The sequence below is a fragment of the Aeromicrobium ginsengisoli genome (assembly GCF_004134905.2).
Lineage (GTDB): Bacteria > Actinomycetota > Actinomycetes > Propionibacteriales > Nocardioidaceae > Aeromicrobium > Aeromicrobium ginsengisoli.
This window is the reverse complement of record NZ_SDPQ02000003.1, coordinates 116,499-136,124: the sequence shown is the minus strand read 5'-3', so window position 1 is coordinate 136,124 and position 19,626 is coordinate 116,499. Positions and strand designations below refer to the sequence as shown.

Genomic DNA, 19,626 nt, shown 5'->3' with positions numbered 1-19,626 from the left:
TGGAGGTAACGCGATGAGCGCCCAGGCACCCACGATCAAGGACCTCGGCAGCTCGCTGCCTGACGCGATCCGTCGGTTCACCCCGCCGCCGCGGTTCTATCCCGTGCTCGCGACGATCGCGCTGTTCATCGGGATGTTCGGCGCCGGCAGCATCCGCTACGAAGGGTTCTCGTCGCCGCAGACGATCCTCAGCGTGCTGGTCGACAACTCGTTCCTCATCGTCCTCGCGGTCGGCATGACGTTCGTGATCCTCACGGGCGGGATCGACCTGTCGGTGGGCTCGGTCGTCGCCCTGTCGACCATGATCGCGGCCTCGACGCTGCGCTCCGGCTGGTCGGCGCCGCTCGTGATCGTCACGGTCCTGCTGACCGGCTCGGTGCTCGGTCTGTTGATGGGACTCGTGATCCACTACTTCGAGATCCAGCCGTTCATCGTGACGCTCGCGGGCATGTTCCTGGCCCGTGGCCTCTGCTACGTCATCAGCCTCGAGTCGATCCCGATCAAGAACGGGACGTTCACGTCGTTCGCGAGCGGCACGATCGAGATCGGCGACTACTTCATCACCCCGTCGGTCGTCGTCGCCCTCGTCGTGCTGGTGATCGCCGCGGTGGTGCTGCACATGACCCGCTTCGGCCGCACGGTGTACGCCGTGGGCGGCAGCGAGCAGTCCGCCCTTCTGATGGGCCTGGCCGTCGCCGGCACCAAGGTCGGCGTCTACGTCATCAGCGGCTTCTGCTCCGCACTCGCGGGGCTGCTGTTCTCGATCTACACCCTGTCGGGCTACAACCTCGGCGCGGTCGGCATGGAGCTCGACGCCATCGCGGCCGTCGTCATCGGCGGAACGCTGCTGACCGGCGGCTCGGGCCTCGTGCTCGGATCGGCGGTCGGCGTCCTGGTGCTCGGCCTGATCCAGTCGTTCATCTCGTTCGACGGCACGTTGAGCTCGTGGTGGACCAAGATCACGATCGGCGTGCTGCTGCTGGCCTTCGTCCTGATCCAGCGGCTCTTCACGCGGCGGACCACATGACGGCGAGCCAGCAGCACGCGCCGGTCATGGCGGACGTCGCCAAGGTCGCCGGCGTCTCCCACCAGACGGTCTCGCGGGTCATCAACGGCATGCCCAACATCAAGGACTCGACGCGCAAGCGGGTCGAGGCCGCGATCAAGGAGCTCGGCTACCGGCCCAACACCGCCGCCCGTGCGCTCGTGACCCGCAAGTCGTCGACGATCGGCATCATCAGCACCGAGTCGGGCCTCTACGGCCCCAACAGCATTCATCGCACGGTCGAGGACGCCGCCCGCCAGGCCGGCTACTTCGCCGGATCGGTGAGCCTGCCGACGGTCACGGCGCAGTCGCTGACCGACGCGATCGACCACCTGCTCCGGCAGTCGGTCGAGGGCATCGTCATGATCGCCGCGCAGTACGAGGCGCTCGACGCGATCCGCCGCCAGGACCCGGGCGTGCCGCTCGTCGTCGTCGAGGGCGACCTGTCCAAGGCCAGGTCGGCCGTGGGCGTCGACCAGCACCGTGGAGCGTACGAGGCGACGACCCACCTGATCGAGCTGGGCCACACGACGATCGCGCACGTGCGCGGACCGCTCGAGTGGACCGAGGCCGAGGCCCGCCGTCAGGGCTGGGAGGACGCGCTGCGCGCCGCCGGGCTCGAGCTCGGCCCGCTCTACCTCGGCGACTGGACCCCCCGCAGCGGCTACATCACGGGACGCCAGCTCGCGGCCGAGGACCGACCGTCCGCGGTCTTCGTCGCCAACGACCAGATGGCGATCGGCCTCATGCACGCCCTGCACGAGACCGGCATCGCGGTGCCGGACGACATCAGCGTCGTGGGCTTCGACGACACCCCCGAGACCGAGTTCCTCAACCCGCCGCTGACGACCGTGCGGCAGAACTTCCAGGAGGTCGGCCGCCGCGCGATCGACGTGCTGCACGCCGCGATCAGCGGCGAGAACGAAGACCTTCCACGACTCATCGCCCCCGAGCTGATCATCCGCTCGAGCACGGCGGCTCCGACCACCCGAAAGGCCCAGAAGTGAGCGAGCGCCAGCGAGGTCATCTTGAGACTGTGTTCATGCCGCGGTCTCCGTACCGTGGTTTTCTGACGGGGATCGCGGCATGAGCGAACAGTACGTCGTCGGAGTCGACTACGGCACCCTCTCGGGGCGCGCCCTGGTCGTCTCGGTCAAGGATGGCCGTGAGCTCGCGAGCGCCGTGCACCCGTACGCGCACGCCGTGATCAGCGACGCGCTGCCCACGACACCGGGCTCGCCCCTGCCGCCCGACTGGGCGCTGCAGGTGCCGTCGGACTACGTCGACGTGCTGCGCACCGCAGTGCCAGAGGCCGTGCGCGCGTCGGGCATCGACCCGGCCGACGTCATCGGCATCGCGACCGACTTCACCGCCTGCACGATGGTGCCGACGCTCGCCGACGGCACGCCGCTCAACGAGCTGCCGCAGTTCGCCGACCGGCCGCACGCCTACGTCAAGCTCTGGAAGCACCATGCCGCGCAGGGCCAGGCCGACCGCATCAACGAGCTCGCCGAGCAGCGGAGCGAGGCCTGGCTGCCGCGCTACGGCGGGCTGATCTCGTCGGAGTGGGAGTTCGCCAAGGGGCTGCAGGTCCTCGAGGAGGACCCCGAGGTCTACGCCGCGATGGAGCGGTGGGTCGAGGCCGCCGACTGGATCGTCTGGCAGCTCTGCGGGACGTACGTCCGCAACGCCTGCGCCGCAGGCTACAAGGGCATCCTGCAGGACGGCGCCTATCCGGGGGATGACTTCCTCGCCGGGCTCAACCCTGCGTTTGCCGATTTTGTTAACGCTAAACTCGACCAGCCGATCGGCCAGCTCGGCCGTCCCGCCGGCACGCTGACCGCCGAGGCCGCAGGCTGGACCGGACTGCCCGAGGGCATCGCCGTGGCAGTCGGCAACGTCGACGCGCACGTCACCGCGCCAGCCGCGCAGGCCGTCGACGCCGGCCAGATGGTCGCGATCATGGGCACCTCGACGTGCCATGTCATGAGCGGCAGCGTCCTGCGCGAGGTGCCCGGCATGTGTGGCGTCGTGGACGGCGGCATCGTGTCCGGCACATGGGGCTACGAGGCCGGCCAGAGCGGCGTCGGGGACATCTTCGGCTGGTTCGTCGACCACGGCGTTCCTGCCTACGTCCGCGAGGCGGCTGACGCCGCGGGCATCGGCGTTCACGAGCACCTCACGGAGCTCGCGTCCAAGCAGCCTGTCGGGGCGCACGGTCTGGTCGCGCTCGACTGGCACAGCGGCAACCGCTCGGTGCTGGTCGACCACGAGCTGACCGGGCTGATCGTCGGCCAGACGCTGGCGACCCGGCCCGAGGACGTCTACCGCGCGCTGATCGAGGCGACGGCGTTCGGCACCCGCACGATCATCGAGACGTTCAACGCCAGCGGGGTGCCCGTCGAGGAGCTCATCATCGCCGGTGGTCTCTCCAAGAACCCGCTCCTCATGCAGATCTACTCCGACGTGACCCGCTTGCCGCTCTCGGTGATCGGGTCCGAGCAGGGCCCGGCTCTGGGCTCTGCCCTCCATGCTGCCGTCGCGGCTGGCGCGTACGCGGACATACGCGCCGCCGCGAAGGCTATGGGCTCCCTCAATCGGGCAGTCGTACTGCCCGATGAGGGACGCTCCAAGGTCTACGACCGGCTGTTCGCCGAGTACACCGCGTTGCACGACCACTTCGGTCGGGGCGGCAACGACGTCATGCACCGGCTCCACGCCCTGCGCCGCGAAGCGCTGGCGGGGGGCGCGGCATGACGCTCACCCAGGACGTCCAGGCCACGATCCTCCGGCTTCGCCGAGAGGTCTCCGCCCTGCACGCGGAGCTGACCCGCTACGAGCTCGTGGTCTGGACAGCGGGCAACGTCTCGGCGCGGGTGCCCGGCGCCGACATGATGGTCATCAAGCCCAGTGGGGTCAGCTACGACGACCTCACGCCGGAGAACATGGTCGTCACGGACCTCGACGGCGCGGTGCTGGAGGGAGACCTCGCCCCGTCGTCGGACACCGCCGCCCAGGCGTACGTCTACCGGCACCTGCCCGAGGTCGGCGGCGTCGTGCACACCCACTCGACCTACGCGACGGCGTGGGCGGCCCGCGCCGAGCCCATCCCCTGCGTCCTGACCATGATGGCCGACGAGTTCGGCGGGGAGATCCCCGTCGGGCCGTTCGCCCTGATCGGTGACGACTCGATCGGCCGCGGCATCGTCGACACGCTGCGCGACAGCAACTCGCCGGCCGTCCTGATGCAGAACCACGGCGTCTTCGCGATCGGCAAGGACGCGCGCTCGGCAGTCAAGGCCGCCGTGATGTGCGAGGAAGTCGCGCGTACGACCCACATCGCCCGACAGCTCGGCGAACCGGTGCCCATCCCGCCGGACCAGATCGCCAGCCTCTTCGACCGCTACCAGAACGCGTACGGCCAGTGAGCCCCGCGACCCATCAGAAGGAGACGTCCATGAGCACCGCCGACCGCGAGATCTGGTTCCTGACCGGAAGCCAGGGCCTCTACGGCGAGGAGACGCTCCAGCAGGTCGCCGACCAGTCGCGCGAGGTCGCCGACACGCTGGCCGCTCACCCGGACCTCACGATCCGCATCGTGTGGAAGCCGGTCCTGACCTCGTCCGACGCGATCCGCCGGACGATCCTCGAGGCGAACGCCGACGACACCTGCATCGGCCTGATCGGCTGGATGCACACGTTCTCGCCGGCCAAGATGTGGATCAACGGGCTGGACGCGCTGCGCAAGCCGTTCCTGCACCTGCACACGCAGGCGCACCGGGAGATCCCGTGGTCCACGATCGACATGGACTTCATGAACCTCAACCAGGCCGCCCATGGCGACCGGGAGTTCGGCTACATCCAGACCCGCCTCGGGGTCGCCCGCAAGACCGTCGTCGGCCACGTCAGCAACGCTGACGTCGGCCGGCGCGTCGGCGTCTGGGTGCGTGCTGCTGCGGGCGCCTCGGAGATGCGATCGCTCAAGCTCGCCCGCTTCGGCGACAACATGCGCGACGTCGCGGTGACCGAGGGCGACAAGGTCGAGGCTCAGCTGCGGTTCGGCGTCTCGGTCAACACCTACGGCGTCAACGATCTCGTCGAGGTCGTCGACGCGGTCGACGAGACCGTGATCGACAAGCTCGTCAGCGAGTACCAGGACCTCTACGACGTCGCGGCCGAGCTGCGCGTCGGCGGGTCGCGGCACGACTCACTGCGTTACGGCGCGCGGGTCGAGGCCGGCATGCGGCAGTTCCTCGAGGAGGGCGGCTTCGGCGCGTTCACCACGAACTTCGAAGACCTCGGCGGGCTGCGCCAGCTGCCCGGGCTCGCGGTCCAGCGCCTGATGGCCGACGGCTACGGCTTCGGCGGTGAGGGTGACTGGAAGACGTCGGTCCTGGTGCGTACGACCAAGGCCATGGCGGCGGGCCGTCCCGGCGGGACGTCGTTCATGGAGGACTACACGTACCACCTGGAGCCGGGCAACGAGAAGTCCCTCGGCGCCCACATGCTCGAGGTCTGCCCCACGATCTCGACCACCAAGCCGACGATCGAGGTGCACCCGCTCGGCATCGGTGGCCGCGAGGATCCCGTACGCATGCGGTTCATCGCCGACCAGGGCGAAGGCATCGTCGTGGGGCTCTCGGACCTCGGTGACCGGTTCCGCCTGACCGCCAACGACATCACGCTGGTCGAGCCCGACGAGCCGTTGCCCCAGCTGCCCGTGGCGTGCGCGGTCTGGCAGGCGCATCCGTCGCTCGCGACGGCGGCTGAGGCCTGGATCATGGCCGGCGGCCCGCACCACACGGTGCTCTCGACGGCGGTCGGGATCGAGGAGTTCGACGACCTCGCCGAGATCCTCAGCACCGAGCTGTTGCACATCAACGCGGACACGACGCCCAAGAACTTCCTCAGAGAGCTGCGCTGGAACCAGGCGTATCACCGGCTCGCCGCCGGTCTCTGACCTTCACCCACACCAACCCATCGGGAGACATCATGAGCAGCCCTACCCATTTTCGGTCTGTGACCCAGGTCACATCGGCCTGTGTCGCGGTGTTCGCGCTCCTCGCGGGGCTGGTCGTGGGCCTGCCCATGACGGCTCACGCGGCCGACGTGACGGACGGGCTCGTGCTCAAGTACGACCTGACGCAGAGCTCGGGCACGACGGTCACCGACTCGTCGGGCAACGGCAGGGACGGCACGCTCAACGGCGGCGCCACGTGGGGTGGGGCGAGCGGGCTGACGCTCGACGGCACCGACGACTACGTCAAGCTGCCCAACAACATCATGGCGGGGCTCTCGTCGATCACGGTCTCGACCGAGGTGTACATCGAGCAGGCGCAAGCGACGCCATACTTCATCTGGGGGTTCGGCAACTCCGCCACCTCGTCGTCCGGCACGGGCTACTTCTTCGCGAGCGGCGACGCGTTCCGTACCGGCCTGACCCTCACCAACTGGTCCGGCGAGAAGGTCACGAGCAAGAACGCCGCCCTGGCCCGCGGCGTCTGGAAGACCGTCACCTACACGCAGACCGGCACGACCGGCACGCTGTACGAGGACGGTGTCCAGGTCGCGCAGAACACCGCGGTGACGGTCAAGCCGAGCGACATCGGCGGCGGCACGACGGTCAACAACAACATCGGCAAGTCCAACTACGCCGCGGACAAGTTCCTCAAGGGCAAGGTCCGCAACTTCCGCATCTACAACCGCGCGCTCACCGCGGCCGAGGTCACCTCGCTCGCCCCGAGCGACGCCGACATCGTGGCGTCCGACAAGGCCGTCCTGTCTCTCGGCGATCTCTCGGCCGTCACCGACGACCTGAACCTGCCGGCCACCGGCCAGCGCGGCTCGGCGGTGACGTGGTCCTCCAGCAACCCCGCGATCATCGCCAACGACGGCACCGTGACCCGCCCGGGACCGACGGACGATCCCGCGACGGTCACGCTGACCGCGACGCTGACCCGCGGCACGGCGAGCGACACCAAGACGTTCCAGGCCACGGTGCTGCCGGCCGAGGGTGACCAGCAGCGGGCCGACGCCGACGCGGCAGCCATCAGCATCCCCGACGTCGACGACGTGCGAGGCAACATCACGCTGCCCACCAGCGGCAGCCACGGCTCGACGATCGCCTGGGCGTCCGACGACACCTCCGTCATCGACACCGACGGCATCGTGCACCGCCCGGCCCACGGCGCCGACCCGGCGACGGTCCACCTGACCGCGACGGTCACGGTCGGCTCGGCCACGGCCACCCGCCAGATCACCGCGACCGTGACGCCGAAGCCCGACCTCGGCCCCTACGCCGGCTACGCGTTCAGCTACTTCACGGGCGCCGAGGAGAGCATCTTCTTCGCCGCCAGCCGTGGCAACAACGCCCTGCAGTGGGACGAGCTCAACGGCGGCAAGGCCACGCTCAAGTCCACGATGGGCACGACCGGCCTCCGCGATCCGTTCCTGATCCGCTCTCCCGAGGGCGACAAGTTCTACCTCATCGCGACCGACCTCGACATCGACGCGACCAACTGGGACGCGTCGCAGCGCACGGGCAGCAAGTACCTCGAGGTCTGGGAGTCCACCGACCTCGTGAACTGGTCCGAGCAGCGCCACGTCAAGGTCTCGCCCGACACCGCGGGCAACACCTGGGCCCCCGAGGCCTACTGGTCCGACGAGCTCGGCTCGTACGTCGTGTTCTGGGCTTCGAAGCTGTACGCCGAGAGCGACACGACGCACTCCGGCTCGACGTACCAGAAGATGCTGTACGCGACGACGCGCGACTTCCGGACGTTCAGCAAGCCCAAGGTCTGGCAGGACTTCGGCGCCTCGCGCATCGACTCGACGGTCCTCAAGGACGGCAGCACGTACCACCGCTTCACCAAGGACGAGGGCGGCGTGACCGGCTGCTCCGACATCATCCAGGAGAAGAGCGACGATCTCCTCGCGGTCGACGACGCGAGCCAGCCCGGCTGGGACATCAACAACCCCGCGTGGAAGATCGAGGACTCCTGCATCGGCAAGAAGGCCGGCACGTCCGCGGTCGAGGGACCGACGGCGTTCAAGGCCAATGCGGGCGACACGTCCGGCTCGAAGTACTACCTCTTCACCGACGAGTACGGCGGACGCGGCTACATCCCGCTCGGCACCGACACGATCGACGCCCCGGACTGGAAGGTCCCGGCCAGCTACAAGCTCCCCGGCAGCCCGCGCCACGGCACGGTCATCCCGGTCACGGCCGACGAGCTCAAGCGCCTGCGCAACGATCCCGACCCGGTCAAGGCGAACGCCGACGGCGAGGTCGTGCACTACGCGCTCGACGACACCTCCGGCACGACCGTCAAGGACTCGTCCGGCAACGGCTACGACGGGACGTTGAGCGGGGACGCCAGCTGGGCGGACGGCTCGCTGACCCTCGGCGGCACCAACGGCCACGTCAAGCTCCCGGACAACATCCTGACCGGGATCGACCAGATCACGGTCTCGACCAAGGTCTGGATCGACCCGAACCAGGCCACGCCCTACTTCATCTGGGGTCTCGGCAACACCGACTCCGGTGGGGCCGGCAGCGGCTACCTGTTCACGGGCGGCAACGACAAGTACCGGACCTCGATCGCGAGCGGCAACTGGACGACCGAGCAGACCGCGACGGACGACGCGGCCGCGCCGCGCGGTGCCTGGAAGACGCTGACCTACACGCTCAAGGACGGGACCGCCACGATCTATCTCGACGGCGTCAAGGTCGGCGAGAAGACCGGCGTCACGATCGTGCCGGGCGACATCGGTGGCGGTCGTACGACCGCCAACTACATCGGCCGCTCGGTCTACAACGCCGACAAGTACCTCAAGGGCAAGGTCGCGGACTTCCGCATCTACAACCGTGCGCTGTCGGCGACCGAGGTCAGGGATCTCGGCTCCGATCCGACCGCGATCACAGGCGTCGAGCTCGACAGCCTCAAGGTCGACCCGATCATCGACGGGGCGACGAGCACCGTCACGCTGCCCGTCGCCAAGGGCACCGACCTCACGGCGCTGCAGCCGGCGTTCGACATCGCGTCGACGTCGACCATCACGCCCGAGGTCACCGGGCCGATCGACCTGAGCGCCGCGAAGACGTTCACCGTCACGGCCGCCAACGGGGACACCCGGGACTGGAAGGTCCGGGCGGTCGAGATGAAGTCGCCGATCCTGCCGGGCTACAACGCCGACCCCAACATCGTGCGATTCGGCGACACCTACTACATCTATGCGACCACCGACGGCATCGCCGGCTGGGGCAGCTCGAAGTTCAAGGTGTGGTCGTCCAAGAACCTCGTCGACTGGACCGAGCACGGCACGATCCTCGACCTGGGCCCGGACATCTCCTGGGCCGACAGCAACGCCTGGGCGCCGACCGCGACGGAGAAGGACGGCAAGTACTACTTCTACTTCTCGGCGCAGCAGAACATCGGCGTCGCGGTCTCCGACTCGCCGCTGGGACCGTTCACGGATCCGATCGGCAAGCCGCTGGTCAGCAAGGCCGACTACAACAACGCCCAGCAGATCGACCCGGCGGTGTTCACGGACGACGACGGCACGTCCTACCTCTACTGGGGCAACGGCAAGTCGTACGTCGTGCCGCTCAACCCGGACATGACGTCGTACGACGTCTCCAAGCGGGTCGAGCTCACGGGGCTCACGGGCTTCCGCGAGGGCATGTTCATGAACAAGCGCGGCGGCAAGTACTACGCCTCGTGGTCGATCGACGACACCGGCAGCGAGAACTACCGGGTCGGCTATGCCATCGGCGACAGCCCCACCGGGCCGTTCACCAACAAGGGCGAGATCCTCACCAAGGACTCGAGCCTCGGCATCCTCGGCACGGGGCACCACTCGATCATCCAGGTGCCCGGGACCGACGACTGGTACATCGCCTACCACCGGTTCGCGATCCCCGGCGGCGACGGCACGCACCGGGAGACCACGATCGACCGGCTCTACTTCAACGCCGACGGCACGATCAAGAAGGTCGTCCCGACCCTCGAGAGCGTCGACCCTCTGGCGTACGAAGGACCCGCGCCGCAGGCCGAGGTCTCGCACCCCGGCACGGGTGGCTGGTACGGCACGGGTGCCGCGCTGACCCTCACGGGCGGCAGCGGGGTCAAGAAGCTCCAGTACCGCATCGCTGAAGGTGAGTGGACGACGTACGACGCACCGGTCGCGCTCGACGCCGGTACGTACGGCATCGACTACCGCGCCCAGGGCGACAACCTGATGTGGAGCGGCGTCTCCTCGCTCGCCGTCAAGGTCGACCTCACGGATCCGGCGACGTCGGCGAAGCTCGACGACCGCACCGTGACGCTGACCGCGACGGACGAGGACTCGGGCGTCGCGTCGGTGCAGTACCAGCTCGACGGCGGCGACTGGCTGGCCTACACGGCACCGGTCGTGGTCGACGGGGCGGCGCACACGCTGACGTACCGGGCCACCGACAACGCCGGCAACCAGGGTGCGACGGGATCGCTCGAGATCGCCAAGGCGGTTGACCCCGGTCCCGGCCCGGCTCCGGTCGCAACGACCGCGCCGGTCGTGCTCGGCATCCCGCGGGTCGGTTCGCTCCTGACGGCGTTCGACGGCGAGTGGGACCAGGCCGGACTGACGTTCACCCGGCGCTGGCTGCGTGACGGCACGCCGATCACCGGCGCGACGGGACGTACGTACCGGTTGACCGGCAAGGACGCCGGGCACCGCATCGCGGTACAGGTCACCGTCACGAAGGCCGGCGTCACGCCCGGCACGGCGGTGTCGCAGCCGACCGCCAAGGTCGTCAAGGCGGTCAGCCGTACGAACGCCTCGCTCAACGACACCTCGGTGCGCAGCGGCACGACCGTCAAGCTGCGCGCGACGATCACCGCCAGCGGCGTCACGCCGGACGGCAAGGTCGACATCTCGTATCGCGGCCGGCACATCAAGACACTGACGGTGCGTGGCGGCAAGGTCTCGTCGAGCTATCGCGTCGTCAAGCGAGGCCTGCACACCTTCACGTTCTCCTATCGGGGATCTGCGGGTGTGCTCTCCAGCTCGGACACGGTCAGGATCCGCGTCCGCTAAGACCCGGGCGGCACCACCTCCTCTCCTCCAGTGAGGTGGTGCCGGCCGGTTTCCATCCATCTTCAGTTGTCGGCACCACCCTCCGAGAGCAGGCACATCGTGAGAATCTCCACCCCGACCACCGGACGGCGCTCGCTGCGACGCAGCACGCTGTTTGCCATCGCAGGATTGTTAACGCTCACAACGCTGTCGCCGCAGGTTGCGAGCGCCGCGGACCCCACGACGACGGGGTGGCGCGACGACTTCAGCGGCAGCAGCCTCTCGGCCGACTGGAACATCACGAACGAGGACTCCGACAACTACTCGGTGACCGACGGCAAGCTCGCGGTCACGGGCCAGGTCGGCGACACCTACCAAGGCACCAACACGGCCAAGAACATCTTCATGGTCGACGTCCCGGCCGGTGACTTCACGGCAGTCACCAAGCTCTCCGCGCCGGTCGGCAAGGTCTACCAGGGTGCCGGTCTGATCGCCTGGAAGGACATCGACAACTACGTACGTTCGGGGCTGACGTTCGTCGGCAGCCTCTCGCCGTCCGGCATCGCGGTCGAGAACGACGTCGAGACCGGAGCCTCGTTCCGGGCCGCCTCGTTCGCGGACCTGCCCGGCGCGAGCTCGGCGACGCTGCGGCTGCAGCGCGTCGGCGACACGATCACGACGAGCTACTGGAACGACGAGACCAACGCGTGGGTCGCTGCCGGATCCGTCGACGTCGCGTTCGACACGACGCAGGTCGGGCTCTACGCGCTGGGCGCCCAGGACGGCACGCCGCTGCCGACCACGTTCGACTACTTCTCCGTCGACGCCGCGCAGGGCGACGACATCGTGCCGGGCACGACGTTCGCGCTCAAGAGCACCGGCGACAAGCCGTATCTCGTCAGTGACGGCACGGACCTGAAGCTGACCGCCACGCCGCCCACGGCGAGCCTGCGGCTGACCGCGGAGGCGGCCGGCGAGGGCACCGTGAACGTCCGGACCAAGGATGACGGCAAGCCGGTCGCGGTCGTCGACGGGCGACTGACCCTCGGCGCAGATCCCACCGCGCTGCGCCTGACGGATGCGGGCGGCGGCAAGCTCTTCATCCGCGAGGCTGCCGACGGCGACTCGTACGCGACCGAGGGCGACAACGGTGCGATCGTCATGGGCGACCGGCAGGACGCCGCACGCTTCACCCTGACCGAGGTCGACGACGACATCGCGTCGCTGCAGATCGACGGCGACGGCAAGGGCGCGTCGATCAGCGACACGATGTTCGGCATCTTCTTCGAGGACATCAACTACGCGGCCGACGGCGGGCTCTACGCCGAGCTCGTCCGCAACCGCTCGTTCGAGTTCAACTCCTCCGACAACGGCTCGTTCAACGGCCTCACCGGATGGCAGACGCTCGACCGCAGCGGCAACGGCACGACGGCGTCGGTGGTCAACGACGGCGAGCGGCTCAACGCGATGAACCGCAACTACCTCGAGCTCGACGCGGCGGCGGCCGGTGACGGCGTGCGCAACACGAGCTTCAACAACGGCGTCGCGGTCAAGGCCGGGGCGACCTACACCGCCTCGATCTGGGCCCGCAGCACCACGGCCCAGGACCTGACGCTGCGCGTCGAGAACAACGCCAACACTGCAGTCGTGGCCACCGCGAAGGTCGCGGTCGACGGCAGCGACACCTGGAAGAAGTACGACGTCGAGGTGACCGCGACCGACACGACCGACGCCGGCCGCTACGCCGTGCTCGCGGGCGCTGCGTCGACGATCCGGGTCGACATGGTCTCGTTCATGCCCGAGGACCGCTGGGTCGGTCCGGTCAACGGCAAGTCGGTGCTCCGCAAGGACCTCGCTGAGAAGGTCGCCGACATGAAGCCCTCGTTCGTCCGCTTCCCTGGTGGCTGCGTCACGAACGTCGGCACGTTCAAGTCGTACGAGGAGAGCAACTACACAGACCGCAAGCGGACGTACCAGTGGAAGGAGACGATCGGGCCGGTCGAGCAGCGCCCGACGAACTGGAACTTCTGGGGCTACAACCAGTCGTACGGCATCGGCTACCTGGAGTACTTCGAGCTGGCCGAGGACCTCGGCGCACAGCCGCTCCCGGTGCTGTCCGTCGGCGCCAACGGCTGCGGTGGCGCCGGGCTGGCGGAGATGCACGACCCAACGCAGATCGCGCGCTGGGTCGACGACACGGTCGACCTGATCGAGTTCGCCAACGGCGGCACCGACACCGAGTGGGGCGCCAAGCGCGCCGCGCTGGGCCACCCCAAGCCGTTCGGGCTGAAGATGATCGGGCTCGGCAACGAGGAGAACACCACGACGTTCGAGGCCAACTTCCCGCAGTTCCGCGACGCCATCAAGGCGAAGTACCCGGACATCAAGATCATCTCGAACTCCGGGCCGGACTCGTCGGGTGCGCGCTTCGACACGCTGTGGAACTTCAACCGGGCGCAGAAGGTCGACCTCGTCGACGAGCACTACTACCGCGACCCGAGCTGGTTCCTGGCCAACAACCACCGTTACGACACGTACGACCGCAGCGGACCCAAGGTCTTCCTCGGTGAGTACGCGTCGCGCGGCAACACGTTTGGCAACGCCCTGTCGGAGGCGTCCTACATGACGGCCCTGCAGCGCAACGCCGACGTCGTGAGGCTCGCGTCGTACGCACCGCTGCTCGCCAACGAGTCCAACGTGCAATGGACGCCGGACGCGATCTGGTTCGACAACGACGAGTCGTGGTCGTCGCCGAACTGGGAGGTCCAGAAGATGTTCGGCAACAACGTCGGCGACGAGGTCGTGCCGAGCACGTTCGACGGCGCGGTCAACCAGCCGGAGGACATCTCGGGCGGCGTGTTCCTGTCGACCTGGAGCACCGCTGCGGCGTACGACAACCTCACGGTGAAGTCCAACGACACCGGCGACACGCTGTTCTCCGACCAGTTCGACGACGCGTCGAAGTGGTCGCCGCAGTCGGGCACCTGGGCCGCGACGGGCGGCACGTACGTCCAGTCGTCGACCTCGGTCAACGACGCCCGCAGCATCGTCACCGGTGCGTACGCGAAGGACTGGAGCAACTACACGCTCGAGCTCGACGCCACGAAGCAGTCGGGGGCCGAAGGTTTCCTGGTCGGCTTCGGCGCCAAGGACACCAACGACTTCTACTGGTGGAACATCGGCGGCTGGGGCAACACCCGGTCGGTGCTGCAGAAGGCGTCCGGCGGCGCGGCGAGCGAGGTCAAGGCGCTGGAGAACACGAGCCTCGTGACCGGTCAGACGTACCACATCAAGGTCGTGGTCGAGGGGCACACGATCAAGCTCTACCTCGACGGTGAGCTGCAGATGTCGTACGACGAGGCAGGGTCGACCGAGAAGCTGTTCCAGGTCGTGACGCGCGACAAGAAGTCCGGCGACCTCGTCGCCAAGGTCGTCAACACCGCGACCAAGCCGGTCCGCACGGCGGTCGACGTCTCCGACGTGGGGATCAAGGGCGCCGGCAAGGTCACGCAGCTGACCGCGTCGTCGCTGACCGACACCAACTCCAAGTCGAGCCCGACCAAGGTCGTGCCGGTCACGAGCTCGGTCGACGGGCTCTCGGACTCGTTCACATACGAGTTCCCGGCCTCGTCGGTCACGTTCCTGCGGATGGAGACGGTCGACGCCGAGGCGCCGGTCGTGTCGAGCCTCGAGCTCGAGGGTGACAGCTCGCGCGGCACCTACGCCGACCCGGTGACGGTCAAGGTCGAGGCCACGGACGACCGCAAGGTCGACCACCTCGAGGTCTCGGTCGACGGCGGCGCGTTCACGACCAAGGACGGCGCGAACGCGTCGTTCGAGGTCGCCGGCAACGGCACCCACACCGTCGCGGTCCGGGCGGTCGACTCGTCGGGCAACGTCGGTGAGACGCGCCCGGTGACGTTCACGATCGATGCGACACCGCCGGTCTCCAAGGCCGTCGTCGACGCCGAGGCGCGCACCGTGACGCTCTCGGCGGCGGACTCCGGTGCCGGCCTCGACCGGATCGAGTACCGCGCCGGCGCGGGGGACTGGACGACGTACGCGCAGCCCGTGACGGTCGGTGACGAGGAGACGACCGTCGAGTTCCGCGCGATCGACAAGCTCGGCAACGTCGAGGGGACCAACACGACTGTCGTGCCGGCCAAGGGCCAGCCGCTCACCACGACCGCGACAGCGCTGACGCTGTCGAGCTCGACGGTCAAGATCGGCGGCAAGGTCACCGCGACCGTACGGGTCAAGGCCACGGCCGGGACCCCGGCAGGAGAGGTGTCGATCCGCTCGGGCGCGACCCTGATCGCGTCCGGCGTGCTGGCCAACGGTCAGGCCGTGCTCAGCCTCAAGGCATCGACCATCGGCGTCGGCACCAAGACGCTGGTCGCCCGGTATGCCGGCAGTGCCGAGTTCGCGGCTTCCGAGGACTCGGCCGGCCTCACGGTGGCGAAGGCGTCGTCGCGCACCAAGGCGACGCTCTCGTCGACGACCATCACGAGGTCGCAGCACGCCAAGGTGTCGGCCCTGGTCACCACCAGTCCGACGACGGCGGCCGGCGGCACGGTGACCGTCAGGGTCTACCGCGACGGGAAGCTCATCACCGAGCGCACCGGCCAGGTCGGCGCGACGGGCCGGGCCAACATCACCCTGCCGCGGCTGTCGAAGCGCGACACGTACGTGCTCCGGGTGAAGTACTCCGGGTCGCCGACCGTCCTCGGCTCGTCCGCCGCCTCGGCCTACCTGCGAGTGAAGTAGGCCGGCCGTGTCCATCACCATCAGCAAGGGGCGTTCCATGAAGATCACCACCAAGGTCTCGCGCGGACTCATCGCCGCCGCCATGAGCGTGGCCGTCACGGCGACGGGGCTGGCGACGATGCCGGCCTCGGCCAGTGACGTGTCCACGGGCCTCGTCGCCTGGTACAAGCTCGACGAGACCAGCGGCACCACCGCAGTGGACTCGTCGGGCCACGGCCGCAACGGCACCGTGGCCGGCACCGCGTCGTGGAACGCCGGCGACGGCTTCACGTTCGGCGGAGGGTCCAACAGCAGCGGCAACGCGATCACGCTGCCGAACAACCTGCTGGCGGGCCTGGACGACGTCAGCGTCGACTTCGACGTCAAGGTCGACCCGACGCTGAGCGGCAACTGGTTCATGTTCAACCTCGGCAACCTCGCGACGTACCCCAACGGCACGGGCTACCTGTTCGTGACCGGCAAGGACGCTGGGGGGTTCTACCGCGGCACGATGGCGGCCGGCGGCTACGCGACCGAACAGAGTGCCTCACGGGCCGGTGGCCTGAGCACCGGCGTGTGGAAGCACGTGACCCTGACAGTCGACGGCGGCACGCCGGGAGCCCCGGGCACCAGCAAGCTGTACGAGGACGGCGTGCTCGTCGCGACGAACTCCAACGTCACCGCCAAGCCGTCGCAGCTCGGTGAACCGGACGGCACGACGACGCGCAACGTCATCGGCCGATCGGCCTATGCCGGCGACCTGTCGTTCAAGGGCACGATCCGCGACTTCCGCATCTACGACCGGGCGCTCGACGCCGGTGACGCGGCGACGCTGTCGGCCGCGACGTCGACCGACGTGACCACGGCTGACAAGGCTGCCCTGGCGCTGGGCGACACCTCGGCGATCACCGCCGACCTGACGCTGCCGACCAAGGGCTCCGCAGGGTCGACGATCACGTGGGCCTCGTCGGCCCCGTCGACCATCAGCAGCGCAGGCGCCGTGACCCGGCCCGCGCACGGTGCCGGCGACGCCATCGTCACCCTCACGGCGACCATCACCCACGGCGCCGTGAGCACGACGAAGGACTTCCAGGTCACGGTGCTCGAGGACGAGCTCGACGACGCCGGCAAGGTGCAGGCGGCGCTCGACGCGATCGAGCTCGTGCACCCCGATGACGTGCGCGGCAACCTCACGCTGCCCACCAAGGGCTCGTCGGGCACGACCGTCAGCTGGGCGTCGTCCAAGCCCACCGTCGTGACGCCGACCGGTGAGGTCACCCGCCCGGCGCACGGCGCCGACCCCGTCGACGTCACGCTGACCGCCACGGGCACGCTCAACTCGACGACCGACACCCGCGACATCGTCGTGACGGTCAAGCCGGCCCCGGCCGCGCTCGACTTCGAGGCGTACGCATTCGCCTACTTCGCCGGCGAGAGCACGGACGACGGCGAGAAGATCTACATGGGCGCGAGCAAGGGCGACGACCCGCTCGACTACGACGAGCTCAACGACGGCAAGCCCGTCCTCGCTTCGCAGTTCGGCACCAAGGGGCTGCGCGACCCGTTCATCATCCGCTCGCACGAGGGCGACCGCTTCTACCTGCTTGCGACCGACCTCAAGGCGTACCCGGCGGTCGACTTCGGCGAGGCGCAGGAGACCGGCAGCAAGTATCTCGAGGTCTGGGAGTCCACTGACCTCGTGCACTGGGGCAACCAGCGGCACGTCAAGGTGTCGTCGGACTTCGCCGGCAACACGTGGGCGCCGGAGTCGTACTACGACGAGAACACCGGCGAGTACGTCGTCTACTGGGCGTCGGCGCTCTACCCGACGACCGACACCGCGGGCCGCGACATCAACACGTCGTACCAGCGCATGATGTACGCCACGACGCGCGACTTCGTGACGTTCAGCGACCCCAAGCCGTGGATCGACGTCAAGCGCGGCACCGGAAAGGGCATGATCGACGCGACCGTCGTCAAGGACGGCGACACGTTCTATCGCGTCGTCAAGGACGAGGCCTACATGATCCCGCGCCAGGAGAAGTCGACCGACCTCCTCGCCACGGTCACCGGCTCGCTGCCGACCACGACGTCGACGCCGGGCTGGCAGCTCGTCAAGGAGAAGCTCGGCCTCGGCCAGCCCAACCCGTGGGGCGGCACGTTCACCGGCGGCGAGGGGCCGACGGTGTTCCGCGACAACGACGACCCGGACCACTGGATCATGTTCATCGACCAGCCGAGCTATCACGGCGGTCAGGGCTACATGGCGTTCGAGACGCACGACATCGCGTCAGCTGACTGGACGGCGGTGCCCGACGCCGACTTGCCGAGCAGCCCGCGGCACGGCACGGTCCTTCCGGTCACCCAGGAGGAGCTCGACCGGATGCGCCTCAACCTGCAGCCGGACCTGCTCGTCGAGTCGGTCGACCCGGTGACCGTGACGACCAAGGCCGGCACTGCTCCGGTGCTGCCCGAGAAGGCGACGGTGCACCTCGCCGACGGCTCGACGGCCGACAGGACCGTCGACTGGGACGCGATCGATCCCGCGACGTACGCAGACGTCGGCACGTTCGAGGTCGAGGGTGACGTCGCTCCCGGCTCCACGGTGCGCGCCACGGCGACGGTGACGGTCACCGATGCGCTCGATCCCAGTGTCACGCTGACCACCGATCCGGTCGCACCTGACGGCCAGGCCAGCTGGTGGAGGACCGCGCCGGTCAAGGTCACCGCCACAGGCTTCGACGACCGCGAGGTCGCCGGGGTCGAGACCTCGGTCGACCAGGGCCCCTGGGTCGCCGTCGACACCGACGAGGTCACGGTGCCGGTCACCGGTGAGGGCGCTCACTCCGTACGTGCCAGGGCCACCGACGCGAGCGGCAACGTCTCACCGGTGCAGACGCTCGACCTCAAGGTCGACACCGCGGCGCCGATCAGCAAGGCCGCGGTCGACACCTCTGGGCGTACGGTCACCGTCGTCGCCGCCGACGAGACCTCCGGCGTGGCCCGGGTCGAGTCGAGGCTCGGCACGTCGGGCGACTGGACCACCGGCAGCTCCGTGCCGGTCGGCTCCGCCGAGACGGTCGTGCAGTTCCGCGCGGTCGACCAGGCCGGCAACGCCGAGGAGCCCAACTCGGTGACCGTGCCGGCCGTCGGTCAGGGCCTGCACGACTCGGTGACGGTGGCGACGCTGTCGACGACCAAGGTCCGCTACGGCTCCAACGTCACGGTGACGGCCCGGGTCAACGGCGCCGGACCGACGCCGACCGGTGTGGTCCGCGTGCTCGACGGCGACACGCTCGTCGGCACCGGGACGCTCGTCGGCGGCCGCGCCACCGTGACGGTCAGGACGAAGGACCTCGGCGCGGTCGGAGCGAACCAGCTGACGGTTCGCTACGACGGCGACGCCGAGTACCGCGCGTCGGACGACGTCGTCACCCTCACGGTGCTCAAGGCGTCGTCGAAGGTGTCGCTCAGCATCCCGTCAAAGATCAGGGCGGGCTCGAAGGCGACGATCAAGCTGACCGTGCTGGCCAGCCCGACGACGCCCGTCGCGGGTCGTGCCACGATCCGGGTCCGGGCCGGTGGCAAGGACTACGTGCAGCGCACCGTGACGCTCGACTCCAAGGGCCGGGCGACGGTGACGCTGCCCAAGCTCGGCCCCCGGTCGTACAGCCTGCGGGTCTCGTACGGCGGCAGCCCCACGGTCGACGTGGTCGTCCGTACCGTCACCCTGCGGGTCCTCCGATAGGCATGGCCGTGCTGCGCGAGCTCGATCGCAC

The 19,626-nt window shown here is 68.9% G+C and carries 8 protein-coding genes; all 8 read left to right on the top strand.

The features are described 5' to 3' along the window. Nucleotides 1–13: 13 nt before the first annotated feature. A complete protein-coding gene (gene yjfF, locus ESP70_RS13745) occupies nucleotides 14–1,027 on the top strand; it encodes a galactofuranose ABC transporter, permease protein YjfF (RefSeq protein WP_149689896.1) in 1,014 nt (337 codons plus the stop codon). Next, nucleotides 1,024–2,052 carry a LacI family DNA-binding transcriptional regulator gene (locus tag ESP70_RS13740; RefSeq protein ID WP_246162037.1) on the top strand — a complete coding sequence of 343 codons (1,029 nt, stop codon included), beginning with the start codon at nucleotides 1,024–1,026 and terminating at the stop codon, nucleotides 2,050–2,052. Before yjfF ends, ESP70_RS13740 begins: the two co-directional genes overlap by 4 nt. 79 nt (nucleotides 2,053–2,131) lie before the next feature. Then, nucleotides 2,132–3,802 (top strand): ribulokinase, encoded by a 1,671-nt coding sequence (gene araB, locus ESP70_RS13735; RefSeq protein ID WP_149689895.1) that lies wholly within the window; start codon nucleotides 2,132–2,134, stop codon nucleotides 3,800–3,802. Further along, nucleotides 3,799–4,473, top strand: a complete 675-nt coding sequence (locus ESP70_RS13730) for an L-ribulose-5-phosphate 4-epimerase (RefSeq protein ID WP_149689894.1) — start codon at nucleotides 3,799–3,801, stop codon at nucleotides 4,471–4,473. The genes araB and ESP70_RS13730 overlap by 4 nt, the downstream gene beginning before the upstream one ends. 29 nt (nucleotides 4,474–4,502) lie before the next feature. Further along, nucleotides 4,503–6,005 (top strand): L-arabinose isomerase, encoded by a 1,503-nt coding sequence (gene araA, locus ESP70_RS13725; protein WP_149689893.1) that lies wholly within the window; start codon nucleotides 4,503–4,505, stop codon nucleotides 6,003–6,005. Nucleotides 6,006–6,064: 59 nt separating this feature from the next. After that, entirely contained in the window at nucleotides 6,065–11,122 is a 5,058-nt protein-coding gene (locus ESP70_RS13720) for a family 43 glycosylhydrolase (protein ID WP_223148737.1), read from the top strand. 168 nt (nucleotides 11,123–11,290) lie between these two features. After that, nucleotides 11,291–15,868 (top strand): alpha-L-arabinofuranosidase C-terminal domain-containing protein, encoded by a 4,578-nt coding sequence (locus tag ESP70_RS13715; protein WP_188110634.1) that lies wholly within the window; start codon nucleotides 11,291–11,293, stop codon nucleotides 15,866–15,868. Nucleotides 15,869–15,905: 37 nt separating this feature from the next. Then, a complete protein-coding gene (locus ESP70_RS13710; RefSeq protein ID WP_149689891.1) occupies nucleotides 15,906–19,595 on the top strand; it encodes an immunoglobulin-like domain-containing protein in 3,690 nt (1,229 codons plus the stop codon). Nucleotides 19,596–19,626: the final 31 nt, after the last annotated feature.